This window comes from Ideonella lacteola (assembly GCF_038066555.1).
GTDB classification, from domain to species: domain Bacteria; phylum Pseudomonadota; class Gammaproteobacteria; order Burkholderiales; family Burkholderiaceae_C; genus Ideonella; species Ideonella lacteola.
Genome location: NZ_JBBUTG010000003.1, coordinates 306,706 through 322,544 on the forward strand (window position 1 = coordinate 306,706; position 15,839 = coordinate 322,544).

General features: G+C 68.9%; 14 protein-coding genes and 1 pseudogene. 6 read left to right on the forward strand and 9 right to left on the reverse strand.

All coding sequences use genetic code 11. From position 1 onward, the window contains the following. Window positions 1–5: 5 nt before the first annotated feature. From AACH06_RS07165 to AACH06_RS07175, 3 genes and pseudogenes are all read right to left on the reverse strand, one after another. The gene (locus AACH06_RS07165) at window positions 6–1,652 is read right to left on the reverse strand and encodes a glycerol-3-phosphate dehydrogenase/oxidase (protein ID WP_341424963.1); all 1,647 of its coding nucleotides are present in this window, start codon (window positions 1,650–1,652) and stop codon (window positions 6–8) included. Beyond that, window positions 1,649–3,259, reverse strand: coding sequence for an FAD-binding oxidoreductase (locus tag AACH06_RS07170; protein WP_341424964.1), 1,611 nt, complete (start codon window positions 3,257–3,259; stop codon window positions 1,649–1,651). The genes AACH06_RS07165 and AACH06_RS07170 overlap by 4 nt, the downstream gene beginning before the upstream one ends. A gap of 103 nt (window positions 3,260–3,362) precedes the next feature. After that, a pseudogene (locus tag AACH06_RS07175) lies at window positions 3,363–3,701 on the reverse strand (arginine deiminase-related protein); the annotation flags it as partial. A gap of 140 nt (window positions 3,702–3,841) precedes the next feature. Here AACH06_RS07175 and AACH06_RS07180 point away from each other — a divergent pair. Further along, entirely contained in the window at window positions 3,842–4,894 is a 1,053-nt protein-coding gene (locus AACH06_RS07180; protein ID WP_341424965.1) for a hypothetical protein, read from the forward strand. 46 nt (window positions 4,895–4,940) lie between these two features. Here AACH06_RS07180 and AACH06_RS07185 read toward each other — a convergent pair whose 3' ends face one another. The 4 genes from AACH06_RS07185 to AACH06_RS07200 all read right to left on the reverse strand — a co-directional run bounded on the left by AACH06_RS07185 (window position 4,941) and on the right by AACH06_RS07200 (window position 10,277). Further along, entirely contained in the window at window positions 4,941–5,552 is a 612-nt protein-coding gene (locus AACH06_RS07185) for a DUF2087 domain-containing protein (RefSeq protein WP_341424966.1), read from the reverse strand. A gap of 294 nt (window positions 5,553–5,846) precedes the next feature. After that, window positions 5,847–6,539: a hypothetical protein gene (locus tag AACH06_RS07190; protein ID WP_341424967.1), complete on the reverse strand. Its 693-nt coding sequence runs from the start codon at window positions 6,537–6,539 to the stop codon at window positions 5,847–5,849. Between the two features lie 89 nt (window positions 6,540–6,628). After that, entirely contained in the window at window positions 6,629–9,643 is a 3,015-nt protein-coding gene (locus AACH06_RS07195) for a protein kinase domain-containing protein (RefSeq protein WP_341424968.1), read from the reverse strand. 49 nt (window positions 9,644–9,692) lie between these two features. After that, entirely contained in the window at window positions 9,693–10,277 is a 585-nt protein-coding gene (locus AACH06_RS07200) for an ECF-type sigma factor (RefSeq protein ID WP_341424969.1), read from the reverse strand. A 142-nt stretch (window positions 10,278–10,419) separates the two neighbouring features. Here AACH06_RS07200 and AACH06_RS07205 point away from each other — a divergent pair, with 142 nt between their 5' ends. From AACH06_RS07205 to AACH06_RS07215, 3 genes are all read left to right on the forward strand, one after another. Beyond that, window positions 10,420–10,815 (forward strand): VOC family protein, encoded by a 396-nt coding sequence (locus AACH06_RS07205; protein WP_341424970.1) that lies wholly within the window; start codon window positions 10,420–10,422, stop codon window positions 10,813–10,815. Window positions 10,816–10,889: 74 nt separating this feature from the next. Next, window positions 10,890–11,279: a VOC family protein gene (locus tag AACH06_RS07210; protein ID WP_341424971.1), complete on the forward strand. Its 390-nt coding sequence runs from the start codon at window positions 10,890–10,892 to the stop codon at window positions 11,277–11,279. 16 nt (window positions 11,280–11,295) lie between these two features. Further along, a complete protein-coding gene (locus AACH06_RS07215) occupies window positions 11,296–11,976 on the forward strand; it encodes a helix-turn-helix transcriptional regulator (RefSeq protein WP_341424972.1) in 681 nt (226 codons plus the stop codon). Between the two features lie 32 nt (window positions 11,977–12,008). Here AACH06_RS07215 and AACH06_RS07220 read toward each other — a convergent pair whose 3' ends face one another. After that, window positions 12,009–12,953 carry a peptidylprolyl isomerase gene (locus tag AACH06_RS07220; protein WP_341424973.1) on the reverse strand — a complete coding sequence of 315 codons (945 nt, stop codon included), beginning with the start codon at window positions 12,951–12,953 and terminating at the stop codon, window positions 12,009–12,011. A 101-nt stretch (window positions 12,954–13,054) separates the two neighbouring features. Between AACH06_RS07220 and AACH06_RS07225 the strand changes: the two genes are divergently transcribed. Both AACH06_RS07225 and AACH06_RS07230 read left to right on the forward strand, forming a co-directional pair. Beyond that, complete coding sequence (locus AACH06_RS07225) at window positions 13,055–14,140, forward strand: S66 family peptidase (protein WP_341424974.1); 1,086 nt, start codon at window positions 13,055–13,057, stop codon at window positions 14,138–14,140. After that, a complete protein-coding gene (locus AACH06_RS07230; protein WP_341424975.1) occupies window positions 14,137–14,739 on the forward strand; it encodes a GNAT family N-acetyltransferase in 603 nt (200 codons plus the stop codon). The genes AACH06_RS07225 and AACH06_RS07230 overlap by 4 nt, the downstream gene beginning before the upstream one ends. Before the next feature lie 33 nt (window positions 14,740–14,772). Here the strand turns inward: AACH06_RS07230 and AACH06_RS07235 are convergent, their stop codons facing one another. Next, window positions 14,773–15,789 carry an AEC family transporter gene (locus AACH06_RS07235; RefSeq protein WP_341425122.1) on the reverse strand — a complete coding sequence of 339 codons (1,017 nt, stop codon included), beginning with the start codon at window positions 15,787–15,789 and terminating at the stop codon, window positions 14,773–14,775. Window positions 15,790–15,839: the final 50 nt, after the last annotated feature.

Genomic DNA, 15,839 nt, shown 5'->3' on the forward strand with positions numbered 1-15,839 from the left:
GTCCTTCAGCGTGGCCTCTTCAGCGCGGCCTCTTCCGCATCGGCCGGCGCTGCATCGGCTGGCGCTACAGCCGCAGGCGGAACGGCGTAAGCCCGCGCCATGAGGGCACGATAGCGCGTCCACTCGCGCATCCAGTCGGCGATCGACCAGCCCAGCTCTTGCTGAACGAGGGGCCGCAGACGAGGGACGAGTTCCAGGCCGCCGTCGCGCAGCAGCAGCCCGAGCCGGGTGCGGCGCAGCAGCAGGTCGTCCAGGTGCACGACGGCTTCGTGCCGGCATGCCCAGCGCAACTCGGCCCAGGCGATGCCGGTGTTGCCGATGGTCTCGGTCTCGCTGGGCCCGGCCAGGTCGAGCACCCGAGCTGCGTCATCGGCGAAGCGGGCGAGCCAGCGTTCGCGCAAGGGGGCGGGCAGCGGGCCCAGCGCGGTGCCGGTGGTGGCCGACGGGGGCTGGAAGATGGCGGTGCGCCGATTCTCGACGGCCAGGCCGGGCACGTGGTGAGCCACGCAACGCAGCGCCTGGCGTGCGGTGGCGCGGAAGGTGGTGAGCTTGCCGCCGGTGACGGTGATCAGCCCCTGTTCGTCGATCACCAGGTGCTCGCGCGGTTCGCTGGAGGGGGCCACCCCCTGGCCGGACGCCACCACCGGCCGCACGCCCGACCAGGTCGATCGCACATCTGCCTCGCCGAGGCCCAGCGCCGGGAACGCGTGCTGCAACGCGGCCAGCAGGTACGCCAGCTCGTCGCGGGTGATGCCGGGCTCGCGGGCCAGGTCGTCGCGGTGGTCCAGATCGGTGGTGCCCACCAGGGTGGCGCCCTCCCACGGCAGCGCGAACACCGGCCGCCCATCGTGCGGATGGAACAGCGCCACCGCCTGGGGCAGCGGCAGGCGCCAGTCCGGTATCAACAGGTGGCTGCCTCGCAATGGGCGCAGCAGCGGCGCCCGGCCCAGGCCGGCGCGCAACGCATCGGCCCAGACGCCGGTGGCATTGACCACGCAGCGCGCCGCCAGCCCAAATCGCTCTCCGCCCAGCGGATCGAGCAGTTCGACGCCATTCACACGAGCTTCGGGGCCGCTGAGCCGGAGGCGCTCGACCGACAGGTGGTTCACCATCCGGGCCCCATGGCGGCGGGCTTCATGGAGCACCCGCATGACCAGCCGGGCGTCGTCGGCCTGGGCATCGAGGTACGACCAGGCCCCTTGCATCGCCTGCGCCTGCAGCCCCGGCGCCAGCGCCTGCGTGGCCGCCGCATCGTGCCATCGGCGGGTGCGCCGGCCGGCCAGGGCGTCATAGAGGGCCAGGCCCACGCCGAGCGTGGGGCGGCCGGGCCGGGCGCCCCGGCGCACGGGCAGCATGAAGCGCAAAGGGCGCACCAACCCTGCCGCCTGCGCGAGCAGCGCATCCCGCTCGCGCAGAGATTCGTGCGTGAGGCCCAGGCGGCCCTGACCCAGGTAGCGCAAGCCCCCGTGCACGAGCTTGGACGAGCGCGACGAGGTGCCGCCGGCGAAATCGCGCGCCTCGACCAGGGCGACCCGCGCGCCGGCCCGGGCAGCTTCGAGGGCCACGCCGGCACCGGCGATGCCGCCCCCGACGACCAGCACGTCCCAGGTGCCACCGCTGTGCAGGGCTGCGAGGTTTTCGGTGCGGTTCATCGGGGCAGGCCCTGGATCAGGTTGCCGCTGGCCATCACGCCCTGCGGGTCGATGTGATCGATCAAGGCTTGCACCGCCTGGAGGCCTTGTTCGCCTTTCTCGGCGGCGAGGTAAGGCGCATGGTCCTTGCCCACGCCGTGCTGGTGGCTGATCGTGCCGCCCTGGCCCACGATGGCGCGGCTGACGGCCCGTTTCAGCGCCGTCCAGCGGGCCCACGCATGGTCGAAGTCCGGCCCGATGCGAAAGACAAAGGTGCTGTAGACGCTGGAGCCTTGAGGGTAGACGTGCGACAGGTGGGTGTAGGCGTGGGTGCGCTCGCCCATCGCCTGCAGCGCCTGATGGCCGGCCTGCTCGATCGCATCGACGGTGGCCGACACCTGGGGCCAGTTCACCGCCGTCTCCATGGTGTCGACCGCGTAGCCGTGGGCCCACAGCGCGTTGCGCAGGTAGACGCCGCGAAACCGGTTCGCCTGCCATCGCCGCCCGAGCACCGTGCCGGTCGACACGCCGCCGTGCCGCCGGAGGATCGCGCGAGCCTGTGCCTGCATGGCCCGCACCTGCGCGGCGGAGCCGGTCAAGCCGAGCATCAGCAGCACCTTGCCGGCGCCGCAGCCGCGCCAGCGCAGCGCGCGCTCCAGCCAGCCGATGGCGCGTGCATGGCCGGCGAGCGCCAGCGTGGTCACCGTCTCGATCGGGTTCGCCAGCCGCAGCATCGACAACCCGAGCCGGGCCTGCGCCAGCTCGCGCGCCGCCGCTTCGCCAGCCGGCCAGTCGGGCAGGAACACGCCGACGAATCGCTCGCACTCGGGCAGGCGCTGCACCCGCATCGTGGCTTCGCTCAACACGCCGAGGCGGCCTTCGGAGCCGAGCACCCATTCGCGCAGATCGGGCCCGGCGGCTGAGGCCGGGAAGGCGGGGATGTCCAGTGTGCCGCGGGGTGTTTCCAGCCGGCCCCCGGCGAACATCGCCTCGATGCGCCCATAGCGCGCCGATTGCTGGCCCGACGATCGGGTGGTGATCCAGCCGCCCAATGTGGCGTACTCGAAGCTCTGCGGGTAGTGCCCCAGTGTCCACCCCTGCGCGCGCAACTGGGCTTCCAGATCAGGGCCGGCCACGCCGGCTTGGAAGGTGGCCAGTTGGGCGACCGGGTCGAGCGCGAGCAGGCGGCGCAGGCGGCCGAGCCGCATCGTGAGCACCGGGCGATCACCGTCGGGCGGTGTGAGGTGGCCCACCACGCTGGTGGCGCCTCCGCAGGGGATGACCACCGCACCGATCGCCGAGGCCCAGCCCAGCAGTTCGCGCAACTCTTCGCGGCTTTCCGGCCAGGCCACGCCGTCGGTGACGCGGCCGAGCTGGCCGAAGCGCAGTCGCAGCCAGTCGCCCAGGCTTTGCCCGAAGCTGGCCTGCAGCCGCTCGGCGGATTCGATGCTCACCAGCGGGTGCGGCGGCAGCCTCGATGGTTGCGCCTGAACCTGCGCCAAGGCCTCGCTCCAAAGCGCATCGGCCGGGTCCTGTGCGGCGCCGATCCGCTCGGTGAGGAAGCCGAGCGCGGCCGCGTTGAGTTCAAGGTCGATCGTCGTGTCGCCCCAGCCATTCCAGCGTCGCACCTGCCGGCCCTTCCTGTGTCCATGCTGCGTGGTTGTCGCATCGGTCGCTCCGGGGTGGGGCGACGCTCGGCTCCGTCAAGGCGGTGGCCGGTGGTGCGGGAGCTTAGGCAGCGGCAGGCTGTTGCGCTTGCCCGGGTGCGCCACCGCCTTGCGACATCGCGCCAGGGTGCGGGCCCTCATGCCCTGCAGGTGCCGAACCGGGGCTTCGCGCGAGGTGGATGCCGGCGATCATGCAGCGCACCGAGCCGCCGGCCCGCTCGATCGTCGGCACCGGCGACGCGACGATGCGGGCGCTGCGCTCGACGGTGGCGCGTTGGTCGGGGGTCAGCGCCGCGGCGGCCCGGGTCGACATCGCGAGCAAACTCTCGCGGCCGTTGCTCAACTCGATCGCATTGCCGGCGAACTCACCGATCTGCGCCTCGCTGAGCGCGATCACCTCGCGGCGTCGGAACGCTTCTATGACCGTTACAGCCAACCCCTAGTGTCAAGGGGGTTGTTGTTAAGCTAACGTATAAATTGGTGGGTACAGTCGTGGACTTGAGCGACGCATGCCCGCCGATCGCAGCTTCACGAGGAAATGCCATGACCGACTTTCTGAAGACATCCGCCGCCGTTGCACTCGCTTCGCTGACGTTGGCCAGCGGCGCCTGGGCCCAGCAGTTCAAGGTGATCGAGCTTCCGCTGAAGAAGCCCGCGCCGTCCTTCGACGTCGCCAGTGTCGGCTTGAGCCAGGACGGGCGGGCTGTCGTCAACAAGGGCTCGCCAGGGTTCGCCGCCGAGGTGTGCCGTGTGCATTCATGCAAACCGGTTCCCCGGCTGGCGGACGCGGGTGGCCATGTGGAGACCTTCGCCAACGACGTCAACGAGCTCGGCGACGTGGTGGGCCGAACCACCGATCACCAGCATTACCGGGCCTACCTGCTGCGCGACGGCGTCATGACCAACCTGGGCACTTTGGCGCCAGACGAGAAGTTCATGAGCGAGGCCACTGCGATCAACGTCCACGGCGAGGTGGTTGGCTTCGGCCAGGTCTCCAAGGACGACCACGACTTTCGCGCCTTCCACTGGAAGGACGGCGTGATGACGTTGTTGCCGACGTTCGGTGGCCCGTTCACCAAGGCGCGGGACATCAACGACGCCGGCGCCATCGTCGGCATGTCGGAAATCGCCAACGACCGGCCGCGCGCTTTCATCTACAGCCAGGGCGTGATGATCAACCTGGGCACGCTGGGCGGCTCGCGCAGCGAAGCGATCGCCGTCAACAACCTGGGCGACGTGGCCGGTGTCGCCGAGCTGTCGACGCAGAAGCGCCATGCGTTCCGCTTCCGCAACGGTGTCATGGAAGACCTGGGCACCCTGCCCCACAGCGATACCAGCGAGGCGCTGGGCATCAATGATGCGGGCGAGGTCGTGGGCTATTCGCAGATGAAGCGTTCCCACGACTACCAGGACCACGCCTTTTTCTTCGATGCCAATGGCATGCACGACCTCAACACGCTGCTGCGCCCCGCTGACCGCAGTCGCTACCTCATCCGCCAGGCCCACGACATCAACAACCAGGGCGACATCGCCGTCGAGGCCGTCCGGTCCGACACGTGGGAGGAGGTCGCCGTGATCCTGAAGAAGATCGACTGACCGGGGGCGGCGACCTGCCCTCGCGGGTGGCCTGTCGATGCTTGCTTCAGCGCCGTGCGCGCAAGGCCTGCAGCAGCGCCCTGACCTCATCGTTCGGCCGCTGCGGCTCTTTCCAGTAGGCCGAGCAGTCGGGCTTTCGGCCCAGCAGCTTCATCTCGACCAACTCTCGGCGCGGGGTGACATGGTCGCCATAGGTCGTCCAGGCCTTCAGGATGTCGTTGACCTGGCGCTCGGTGTAGGTGCGGTTCGAGTCGAAGCGCATCCACAGCCCCCACATCGCCAGCCGTTGCACCGCGAACTTGTAAGGCCAACGCGAAAGCCGGCCGTGTTCGTCGAACTGCGTCAAGGCCTTGGCGGCGTGCGCGCTCAGGCTGGTGGGTGCGGGGCGGCCAGGGCCTTCCGCGAGTGCTGCCGCAGGCTCAGGCGCTCGGGTGAGCGTGGCTTGTGCGCGCAGGGCTTGCACGCTGCGGTGCCCGGCGGCGCGCGCCAGCATGTTCAGCAGCTGCACGTGGCTGGGCGCCGAGCCGGGGCTCTTCTCGAGGAACTCACCGAGCTGCAAGCGCAGCGTCTTGGCGAACTGCGACAGGTCGTCACAGTGAAGGGGCACCCGTTCACGGCCGCGTGTTGCGGTGGAGGGCGAAGTGGCGATGGTCGTCATGGTGCGTCTTTCTCGCGCGCATGAACCGGTCCCGGTGGTGGCCGGGGGCTGGGGTCGCCGACTTGCAGCCGAGGTTCAGTGCGCCGCTTCGAAACGCGGAGAACACATGGGACCAGGGCACCAAGGAAAGAGGAATCAGGGCAGGTTTAGCTCGGGCCCGCCTGGAGGGGCGGGGCCGCGGCGACGCCTGGGTGAACTGCCGACCGGGCGCGAATCATAGCGCCCGGTCGTGCGGCCGGGAAAGTCGCCTGGGCCACAGGCGACTTTCCCGGTATCGGCTGCAGGATCTGGCCTCTACTGGATCAGCGGCACGTGCACCGGCAGCGGTGGCGAAAACTGGCCTTCCGGCGTCACGAACTGCAGCACATCGAGCGGCGCCACTTCCTCGATGCTGGTGTTCAGCAGCAGCCAGCGAGTGTCCTGGCCGGCGCAGACCGGCGAGGTGAGGTCGAAGGTGACGGTCGTGCCGTCTTTCGATCGGGAGGCCGAGCGAGACGGGATCTTGCCCGACAGGTCGTCGCGGTAGTCGGCCACCAGCTTCAGCGGGTGGAGGTACTTGTTGATGACGACCTTGGTCACGCAGCCTTCACGCACCTGGATGCGCAGGTGGCACTTGCACTTCTTGTCGGTCCCCGCGACGATCATCTCGGAGTACTTGCCGCTGATCAGCTGGCCCTTCGGGTCCTTGAACTCGAACATCTGGCTGCTGCTGTAGAGCTTGGTGCCCGCCAGCTCGGGTGATTCGCGCGAGTTGGTACCCGCCGTGGTACGGGTGGTACCCGGCTTCAGCCACAGGCCGGTGACCTGACCGTCTGCCAAGGGATCGAACTCGTTGACGCTGGCCAGGGCGGGCGGTGGATCGTTGCACTTCTGGGTCTGCAGAGGCCCGATCTCACCGGCCCAGGCTGGCCCCATGGCGAGCAGGCCCGGGACGACTGCCAACGCCACGGCCCTTAACTTGGGGCGCCGGAAGATGGATGAGTTCATGTGTTCTCCTACATTCAAACGGCCCAAGCACGGGGCCTCTCCTACAAAACAACGCAATCCGTCGTCCGAAACCGGACAGGCAGTTCGCATCACGACGGGGCGGAACGCGCCAGTTGCGCTTCAACGGCCTTCACGGGGCGCCAGAATTGGGGCCCGACAGCTGGTTGTGCCGCCAAGGCGTTTCGGGCCAAGTCAGCCTGGCGTCGGGCCTCACCCGTCTGGCCATGGGCGATCAATGCCAGTGCATAGTGTGCGCGAACCGCCGCAAGCCAAGGGTGCTGAGCATTCGCTGGCGCCAGCGTGCCAATGAATCTCTCGAAGTAGGGTATCGCTTCGGCAGTTTTGCCGGCAGCAGACAGTGCTCGCGCAATGGTTTCGTTCAATTGCAAGAACGAGTCTCGATACTGCTCGGCCCGGGGTGTGGCCTCGGCCAGCCGGCCCAGCTTGTCGGCCTGTTCGACTGCATCGCCGATGCGGCCCTGCTCGATCCACAGCACCACCTGCAGCAACTGCGCGCGATGCTTCGGCGTGCCGAACACGGTTTCGACGGCGTCCTCGGTCGCCAGAGCGGCCTTGAGGTCTGTTTCTGCCGCGTGCAGGTCACCAGATGCCAAGTCGGTTTGAGCCAGTCGCAGATATCGGTCAGCCACATAGGGATGTTGGCCCCCTAGTTGAGCGGCGGTGGCGTCGCGCAGCTTGAGCAACAGTGCTCTGCTCTCTGCGAATCGGCCGGTGTCGAGCAGCCAGCGCGCCTCGGTCAGGTCGAGTGTCGGATCGGTGCCCGCGCGTGAGCCAAGTCGCTGGCGCTGCGCAGTGGCGTCCTCCAGGGCGGTCTTTGCTTCAACAAGGCGGCCGTCCAACACCAGGGCATTGGCCAACGCTGACCGGGATTGATACAGCTCGGAAGGGTCCAAACGATCGGCCTTAGAAAGCATCGACTTGTATGCCCCCTGTAGGTGCGCCATCCCTTCGTTCGACAGTCCGACTGTCGATTGCAGCCGACCCAGCCACAGCTCGATGCGCAAGCTCGAAACGTGATCGCGCCCCAGCGCGGAGCTGGTGGTCTGCCACGCGGTGCGCAGTGCCGATTCAGCCTGCACCAGCCGACGCATCGTCCAGAGGTGGCGGCCGAATCGGTACCGCATGTCAGCGAGGCGCACCGAACCCTCGCCCCATTGGGCTTGCCGAAGCTGCAGCGCTTGCTCAAATGCCGCATGTGCAGCATCGGGTTGATTGCGCAGCATCCGCAGCAATGCCAAAAGCTCCTGGCTTCCAGCCAAATCGTCGACAGCCTCCGGATGGTGCTGAAGTGCAGAGATCAAGGGTTCGACGCGCCCCAGAGCCGCATCCACCTTTCTTTCCGCGTAGTCGACTCGCCCCAAGTCCAGTACCACGCCCAGACAAGCCAGGCTGTCGTCTAACCCGCCGTCGTGGCACAACTGGTTTGCTTCGTTCAGCCTGGCGCGCGCGCTCTCCCAGTCGCTGTTCTCACGCAAGCTTTCGCCTAACTCACGCAACGCCAGCACCTGCTGCGAACGCGGCGCCTGTTGCCGCTTCAGGTCGCTGACGCGCGCTTGTCGGACGCGGATCGCTGCATCAAGTATTTCGAGGTCATTCAGCAGACCCCCTACCACCCGTTGGAGTTCGACGCGCACCCCGGGCTGCTCGGACAGACCTGTTGTTGACAGCATGACGGCGCTCTGTTCAAGCAACTGTTGAACGCTCTGTTCACGTTTGGCTTGGCCACCGGCCTGTTCGATGTCATTGGCCTTGAACACTCCGACCAGGAAGTCGGTGATCGCCGATGCTTTGGCCGCTTGCGCCCGCGCCACATTGGCCTGCCACAGTGCCACCCCCAGGGCAGCGCCGAGGGAGAGCACGAAGCCGGCGGCCAGTCCGACGCCGAGGCGGTTGCGCTGGATGAACTTGCGGGCGTGGTACCACGAGCTGTCGGGCTGCGCGGTGACAGGTCGGTGGTCGAGCCAGCGGCGCAGGTCATCGGCGAACGCCTGCACCGTGGCGTAGCGCTCGGCGGGATCTTTCTTCAGGGCCTTCAGCAGCACGGTGTCGAGGTCACCCTGCAGCGCGCGCCGGGTGGGCACGTCCATCGCGCGTTGGCTGGGCCGTGCCGGCGCCGTGCTGACGATGGTGTCTTCGAGTGCGGCGGCCGATGCACGCCGGGGCTGGTAGGGCAGTACGCCGGTCAACAGCTCGTACAACACGACGCCCAGCGAGTAGATGTCGGCCGCGGTGCCGATCGGCTGACCCAGGATCTGCTCGGGCGCGGCGTACTGCGGGGTCATCGCGCGCTGCGCCGGTGCGGTCAGCTCGGCATGGGCGGGATCGGCGGCCAGCAGCTTGGCGATGCCGAAATCGAGCAGCCGCACCTGCCCTTGGGGCGTGACGAGGATGTTGCCGGGCTTCAGGTCGCGGTGCACCACCAGCCGCGCATGGGCGTGGGCCACCGCGGCCGTCACCTGCAAGAAGAGCGCGATGCGTTGACGCGTGTCGAGACCCAGGCGCAGCACATGGTGATCGAGACGTTCGCCTTCGACGTACTCCAGCGCGAGGAAGGGCTGGCCCTCGGCGGTGACGCCCGCGTCGTAGATGCGGGCGATGTTGGGGTGGTCCAGCACCGCGAGGATCTCGCGCTCGTGCGCCATGCGCTCGGCCAACTGCGGATGGCGCCACGGTGCGTGCGGCAGCTTCAACGCCACCGGCCGCCCCTGCAGCAGGCCATCGGTGCGCTCGGCGAGCCACACGCGCCCCATGCCACCTTCACCGAGCAGGCGAATGGCGCGGTAGGGGCCTGCGTCAGGCGGCAGCGGCGGTGGGGGCTCGTCCAGCGGCGCGAGCTTCGGCAGGCTGCCGAAGCGTGTGCTGGTGCGTGTCACCCCGTCGGCCGATCGCGTGGGCTGCTGCGTCTCGTCGTCGTCGGCATGGGCCAGCAGGTTCTCGAGCCGGGGCCGGAGCGCGGCGTGTTCCTCGGGCAGGTTTGCCAGCCAGCCTGCGCGTTCGGGCGCGGGCAGCTCCAGCGCTTCATCGAGCAGGCGTCGCAGCAGGGCCCACTGCTCGGGCGCCATGTCGAACAGCGGGCTGCTCATGACGTGGAACGACCCAGCCAGCTCGGCCGCGGCCCCTGAGAGCAGGCGCTCATTTCAGCGCTTCGGCCAGGAACAGGCGCGCCTGTTGCCAGTCGCGCCGAACGGTGCGATCGGTGATGCCCAGGGCTTGCGCGATCTCGGGCTCGGTCATGCCGGCGAAGTAGCGCAGCTCGACCACCTGGGCCATGCGCGCATCCAGCTTGGACAGCTCATCGAGCGCGTCGTGCACCCGCAGGATTTCGGCCTCGCCCGCATCGGCGGGCAGGTGTTCGCTGAGCTGGGTGGTGAGGGTGACATGGGCGGCATCGCCGCCGCGGCGTTCGGCCTGGCGCTCGCGCACCAGATCGATGATGACCGAGCGCATCACGCGGCCGGCATAGACCATGAAGCGCAGCTTGTCGGCAAATGCGATGTCGCTGTGGCGGGCCAGGCGCAGATAGCTTTCGTGCACCAAGGCGGTGGTGTCGAGCACCGTGTTGCGGCCACCGCCATGCAGGCGCGCCCGGGCCAGCCGCCGCAGCTCGCGGTAGGCATCGGCGTAGAGCGCGTCGAGTTGGGCAGAGCCGCTGCCGGAACCGCTGCCTTCAGGCAAACCCTCGGGCGGTTCGGCATCGGAAGGCGAGGGGTACGACATAGGGAGGATTGGAGCCCCCCTGACCGCTGCGCGCAATCCCCTGCTGCCACGACGTTGTCAGCAGGGGTGACGCAGCATGACGTTCATGCCAGGCGATGCCAGGGGGCAAAGCCGGTAGATCCCCCATTTTGAGGACGAGACGATGACGAACGACCACACCCCCACCCAGGCCCTGAACTGGTTCGAGATCCCGGTGCGCGACCTGGACCGTGCCCAGCGCTTTTATGAAACGCTGTTCGCGCGGCCGCTGCGGCGCGAATCGATGGGCCCGGAGATCACGCTGGCGGTGTTCCCCTACACCGACGGCAGCGGCGTGGGGGGCTGCCTCTACGCCTCGGCGCACGCCCCGGCACCGACCACCGAAGGCACGGTGGTCTACCTGAATGCCGCGCCATCGCTCGACGTGGTGGTGGCGCGCCTGGGGGAAGCGGGCGGCAAGCTGCTGCTGCCTCGGGTGGACCTGCCCGGCGACATGGGGGCCTTCGTCCACATCCAGGACAGCGAAGGCAACCGCGTCGGCCTGCATGCGTCGCGCTGAGACGCGCCCCCCTTCACGCCACCCATCGAGGGGCCGGCCACCGCGTAGCATGGGCGGCTTCTCCGGAGAAAACGATGCGCTTTGCTTACACGATCGCCTATGTCGACAACGTCGAGGCGTCACTGGCCTTTTTCGAGCAGGCGTTCGGCCTGAAGCGCCGCTTTGTGGCCCCGGGTGGCGGCTATGGCGAGCTGGAAACCGGTGGCACGGCGCTCGCCTTTGCCGACCATGCCACCGCGCGCGGCAGCCTCGGCCAGGACTACCTGCCGGCCGATCAATCCGAACGTCCGTTGGGCATCGAGATCGGCCTGGTGACCGAGGATGTGCCCGCGGCGTGTGACCGTGCCGTGACGGCCGGCGCCCGGCTTCTGACACCACCGACCGTCAAGCCCTGGGGCCAGACCGTGGCCTATGTGCGATGCCCCGACGGCGTGCTCGTCGAGCTGTGCACCGCCATGGGTTGATCGGGCCCGATCGCCGATGCGCCGCGCCGACCGCCTGTTCGAGCTGGTTCAACTGATCCGCGGCCGCCGTTTGTCGACGGCGGCATTCCTGGCCCAGCGCCTGGAGGTCTCGTTGCGCACGGTGTACCGCGACGTGGCCGATCTGCAGGCCCAGGGCGTGCCGATCGAAGGCGAAGCGGGGGTGGGGTATCGACTGGGCTCAGGTTACGACCTGCCGCCGCTGATGTTCTCGACCGACGAAGCCAAGGCCCTGGTCGCCTCGGTGCGGCTGGCACAGCAGCGGCTGGATGGCGAGCTGGCGCGCGCCGCGGAGGCGGCGCTGTCGAAGATCCTCGCCGTGCTGCCGAGCGCGGCGCGGGCCGCGGCGGAGAGCCTGGCGATCTACGCCCCCACATTCGGCGACACCGACCCGGTGCGCACCCACCTCGAACGGCTGCGGGGTGCGATCGAGTTGCGCCGCAAGGTGCGCATCGCCTACCGCGACGAATCCGGCCGCGACAGCACACGCACGCTCCGTCCCCTGGGCTGTTTTTACTGGGGCGCCGTCTGGACGCTGGGCGCGTGGTGCGAGCAGCGCCACGACTTTCGCAATTTCCGCCTCGACCGCATCGTGAATCTGACGATGCTCGATGAACCCTTCCGTGACGAAGCGGGCAAGACGCTGGCCGACATGCTGCGCGCAGTGGAGTGCGACTAGACGCGCAATTGGCGCTCCACCGACGCAATGCATCACTTGCCTGGGGCTTCCACGGCGCGTGGCGCACGGGGGCGCACCGGCACGGTGGCATTGCACAGGCCGATGTGTCGCGGGCTGTGCACGAACCAGTCCTCCTTGCGCACCCGGCGTGCGTCGAGCAGCGCCGGCCAGGTGGCGCTGTCGGTGCGAAGCACTTCGAGCGACGGACGCTCGGCCTCGGGCACATCGGCCAGCAGCCTCACGCGTTGGATGGTGGTTCGCTGTTCGTCGGGGCCGTAGAACCCCATCTCGGCGCCGCCGCGGGGCAAGGCCGCCAGGTGCTGCATGCCTTGCAACACGCGGCCCACCACGGTGATGTTCAGGTCGAGTCCGCGGGGTGACTGGCCGATCACCGTGTACAACTCGGTGCCGTTGCTGCTGTCGACCGCCATGTCACGCCCCGCACCGACGACGCCGTAGCAATGCGCCAGCCACGCCCGGCCGGTTTTCGGGTCGGCCGCCACGGGCATCCCGTCGACAAAGCCACTCACGGCGGCCCATCCGTCGGCATCCGGCAGCCGAACCAGGGGCAGCCCTTTCAAGGGTACCGAGAACTCGGCCGGCAGCTTGGCCAGCGCCTTGCCCAGCGGCTTGGCCTTGTCGGGGTGGTCGGCGTTGGGGTCTCCCCACTGGGTCACGTAGTTGTCCTGCACCCGGTTGATGGCCAGTCCGTCCCAATAGCCTTCGTGGGCCAGGGTGCGGATGTTCGCGGCGTGCTGCGGCGCGAAGCGGGGGGCCAGCTCGATGATGACCTGCCGCGAGCCCTCGGCCCCCAGGTCCATCAGCAGCGTGTTCTGCGGGTCCAGCGGCCGCCAGTCGTTGGCGGGTGAGCGTTCGAGCACCTGGGCCACCGTGAGGCCGGCGGGCGGGGCCGCCGAGGCGGCTGCGCAAGAGGTCATCAGGGCGAGGGCAACGGTGAGGCGAGACAGAGGTTTCATCGGTGGGCGCAGGGTGAATGACGGCGCAGGTGGCGCGAAGCCCGAGAGTCTCGCGCGCTGAGGTAGTCTGTGCGGCCTGTGGAAAACCATGGTTTGAAGCGATGATTCGATTTCCTCGCCCCTTGCGCCCCGGTGATACCGTGGCCATCACGGCACCGTCGTCTGGCGTGGCGACCACCGGGGCGCTGGCGCGGCTGGACCTGGTGCTGGATCACCTTCGCTCGCGGGGCTTTCGGGTGGTGGAGGGCGACTGTCTGCGCACCCAGCGGCACGACCAGAGCGCGCCGGCGGCACAGCGCGCGGCCGAACTGATGCGCTTTCTCACCGACCCGGCGGTGGCCGCGGTGCTGCCACCGTGGGGCGGCGAGCGGGCCATCGAGCTGCTGCCCCGGCTCGATTTCGGCGCCTTGCGGCCACTGCCGCCCAAATGGCTGCTGGGCTTCTCGGACATCAGCACGCTGCAGATGCCGCTGCTGTTGCGCGCGAGTTGGGCCAGCGCCCACGGCAGCAATCTGATGGACCTGGCACCGAGCCAGACTGATCCGCTTGTCCGCGGTGTGCTGGATGTGCTGTCGCACGACGGCGTCGCGCCGCTGCGGCAGGCCGCGTCGCCACGATTCCAGGTCACCTGGACGCCGTTCGAGACCGATGCTGCGGCGGCGTTCAACCTGACCGAGCCCACCCGCTGGCGGCGCCTGGATGGCCGCGACGAGGAAGCCATCACCCTGCGCGGCCGCTTGATCGGCGGCTGCCTGGACACGGTCAGCCGCCTGGCCGGCACCCCGTTTGGAGATGTGCCGGGCTTCATCCGCAAGCACCGCGCCGAGGGCGTGTTGCTGTACCTGGAGAACTGCGAGCAGAACCCCTGCGAAATGCTGCGCACCCTGTACAGCCTGCGCCTGCATGGGTGGTTCGAGGGGCTGGCCGGCGTGCTGCTCGGCCGCAGCGCGGCGCCCGAGGTCACGAATGCGCAGCGGCTGGACCATGCCGGCGCCATGCACGAGGCCCTGGGTGACCTGCCATGCCCGGTGCTGGTCGATCTCGACATCGGCCACCGGCAGCCGCAGTTCACGCTGGTCAATGGCGCGCTCGCCACCTGCCATTTCGATGGGGGCCGGGGTTGGCTCAGCCAGACCTGGGGCGATGGACCCCTCACCAAAGACCTTGAGGCTTCTGTTCTGCGATGACCCCCTTTTCCGACCTGTCGATCCACACCGAGCGTTTGTCGCTGCGGCCCTTGGTGGAAGCCGACGCCAACGATCTGTTTGCGATCTTTGGCGACCCGCGCGTGATGCGCTATTGGTCCACGCCGGTCTGGGCCGACCGCGAGCAGGCGCTGCGCCTGGTGGCGGGCGACCGCGAGGCGCTGGCCCGACGCGAAGACCTGCGCTTGGGTTTGGTGCGACGCGACCTGGGGCGCGTGGTGGGCACGGTGAGCCTGTTCCGCATCGACGCCGGCAACCGGCGCGCGGAAATCGGCTACGCGCTGGGGGCCGAACACCAAGGCGCCGGGCTGATGAGCGAGGCCCTCGTGGCTCTGGTGGATCTGGCCTTCGACCATCAACCGGGGGCGCCGTTCGACGATTTGCGGCTGCACCGGTTGGAGGCCGACATCGACCCGCGCAACACGGCGTCCGCCGCCAGCCTCACTCGTCTCGGATTTCAGCTCGAAGGCACGCTGCGCGAGCGCTGGCAGGTGGGGGGCGAGATCTCCGATTCCGGGCTGTACGGGCTGCTGCGGCCCGATTGGCTGGCCCGGCGCTCCGGGCGCCCGACTCTGCGATGAACCGCGCTGACCCGCGTTGAACCGCGCTCGCGTTCAGCCGGCAGGGCGAACGCCGAACAACCAGGCCGCGGCGCTGAAGGTGATGAACGCCATGGCGGTCGAGGTCATGATGATGCGGGCCACACGGCCGTTGTCGGCACCGTAGCGCTCGGCCAGCAGTGAGACATTGCTGGCGCTGGGCAGAGCGGCCGTCAGCGTGAGGGCGGTCAGCTGGAACTCGCTCAGCGGCACGCCCAGTTGGCGGGCACCGGCACCCAGCATCAGCACCAGCAGCGGGTGCAGCAGCAGCTTGATCGCGGCCACCGGTGCCACCTGGCGCAGCGGTGCGGGCGGTGGCGGCGAGTCGTCGCCGGCCGCATCGGCGCTGCGGTGCGCCGGGTCGCGCGAGCGCCACAGCACGGCACCGATGGTGAACAGTGCCACCGGGCTCGCGGCGTCTGCCAGCATCTTGACGATGGCCTGCACCGGCCCCGGCAGCGGCCAGCCCACCACACCCGCCATCGCCCCCAGCACGATGGCCCAGGGCAGCGGGTTTGACAAGGTGCCTCTCAGCGCGCGCAGACCGGCTTCGCGAGCGCCCGCCGCGCCTTGTGCCTGCGCCAGACCGAGGCACAGAGAGGTGGTGACCAGCATGTCGGCCAGCACGGTGCAGATCACGGGCCCGGCGGCTTCCTTGCCCAGCACCGCCACCAGCAACGGCACGCCCATGAAGCCCGAATTCGGGAAGGCGGCGACCAGCGCACCGAACGCAGCGTCTTTCAATGAGACGCCGGGCCGAGCCGCCGTGCCGGGCCCCAGGGTGACGGCCACCGTGAATCCCACGATCACCAGCGCGGCGATCAGGTACACGCCGAGCACTGCCGGATTCAGCAGCTGCAGCACTGGTGTCGTCTGGCCAAACCGGAACAGCAGGCACGGCAGCGCGAAGAACAGCACGAAGGCGTTCAGCCCGGGGATGGCGCTGGCGGGCAGCACATGGCGTTGAGCCGCCAGGTAGCCACACAGCACCAGCGCAAAGAAGGGCAGCGTGACGGCGAAGATGGCAACGATGGCGCTCATCGGGGTGTGCGAGGCTTCAGGCGACGCACCTCACGCACCTC

Excerpts from the sequence above, each read along its gene's own strand:
- AACH06_RS07165 (WP_341424963.1), bottom strand. The coding sequence starts at position 1,652 with ATGAACCGCACCGAAAACCTCGCAGCCCTGCACAGCGGTGGCACCTGG.
- AACH06_RS07180 (WP_341424965.1), top strand. The coding sequence starts at position 3,842 with ATGACCGACTTTCTGAAGACATCCGCCGCCGTTGCACTCGCTTCGCTG.
- AACH06_RS07185 (WP_341424966.1), bottom strand. The coding sequence starts at position 5,552 with ATGACGACCATCGCCACTTCGCCCTCCACCGCAACACGCGGCCGTGAA.
- AACH06_RS07190 (WP_341424967.1), bottom strand. The coding sequence starts at position 6,539 with ATGAACTCATCCATCTTCCGGCGCCCCAAGTTAAGGGCCGTGGCGTTG.
- AACH06_RS07195 (WP_341424968.1), bottom strand. The coding sequence starts at position 9,643 with ATGAGCAGCCCGCTGTTCGACATGGCGCCCGAGCAGTGGGCCCTGCTG.
- AACH06_RS07200 (WP_341424969.1), bottom strand. The coding sequence starts at position 10,277 with ATGTCGTACCCCTCGCCTTCCGATGCCGAACCGCCCGAGGGTTTGCCT.
- AACH06_RS07205 (WP_341424970.1), top strand. The coding sequence starts at position 10,420 with ATGACGAACGACCACACCCCCACCCAGGCCCTGAACTGGTTCGAGATC.
- AACH06_RS07210 (WP_341424971.1), top strand. The coding sequence starts at position 10,890 with ATGCGCTTTGCTTACACGATCGCCTATGTCGACAACGTCGAGGCGTCA.
- AACH06_RS07215 (WP_341424972.1), top strand. The coding sequence starts at position 11,296 with ATGCGCCGCGCCGACCGCCTGTTCGAGCTGGTTCAACTGATCCGCGGC.
- AACH06_RS07220 (WP_341424973.1), bottom strand. The coding sequence starts at position 12,953 with ATGAAACCTCTGTCTCGCCTCACCGTTGCCCTCGCCCTGATGACCTCT.
- AACH06_RS07225 (WP_341424974.1), top strand. The coding sequence starts at position 13,055 with ATGATTCGATTTCCTCGCCCCTTGCGCCCCGGTGATACCGTGGCCATC.
- AACH06_RS07230 (WP_341424975.1), top strand. The coding sequence starts at position 14,137 with ATGACCCCCTTTTCCGACCTGTCGATCCACACCGAGCGTTTGTCGCTG.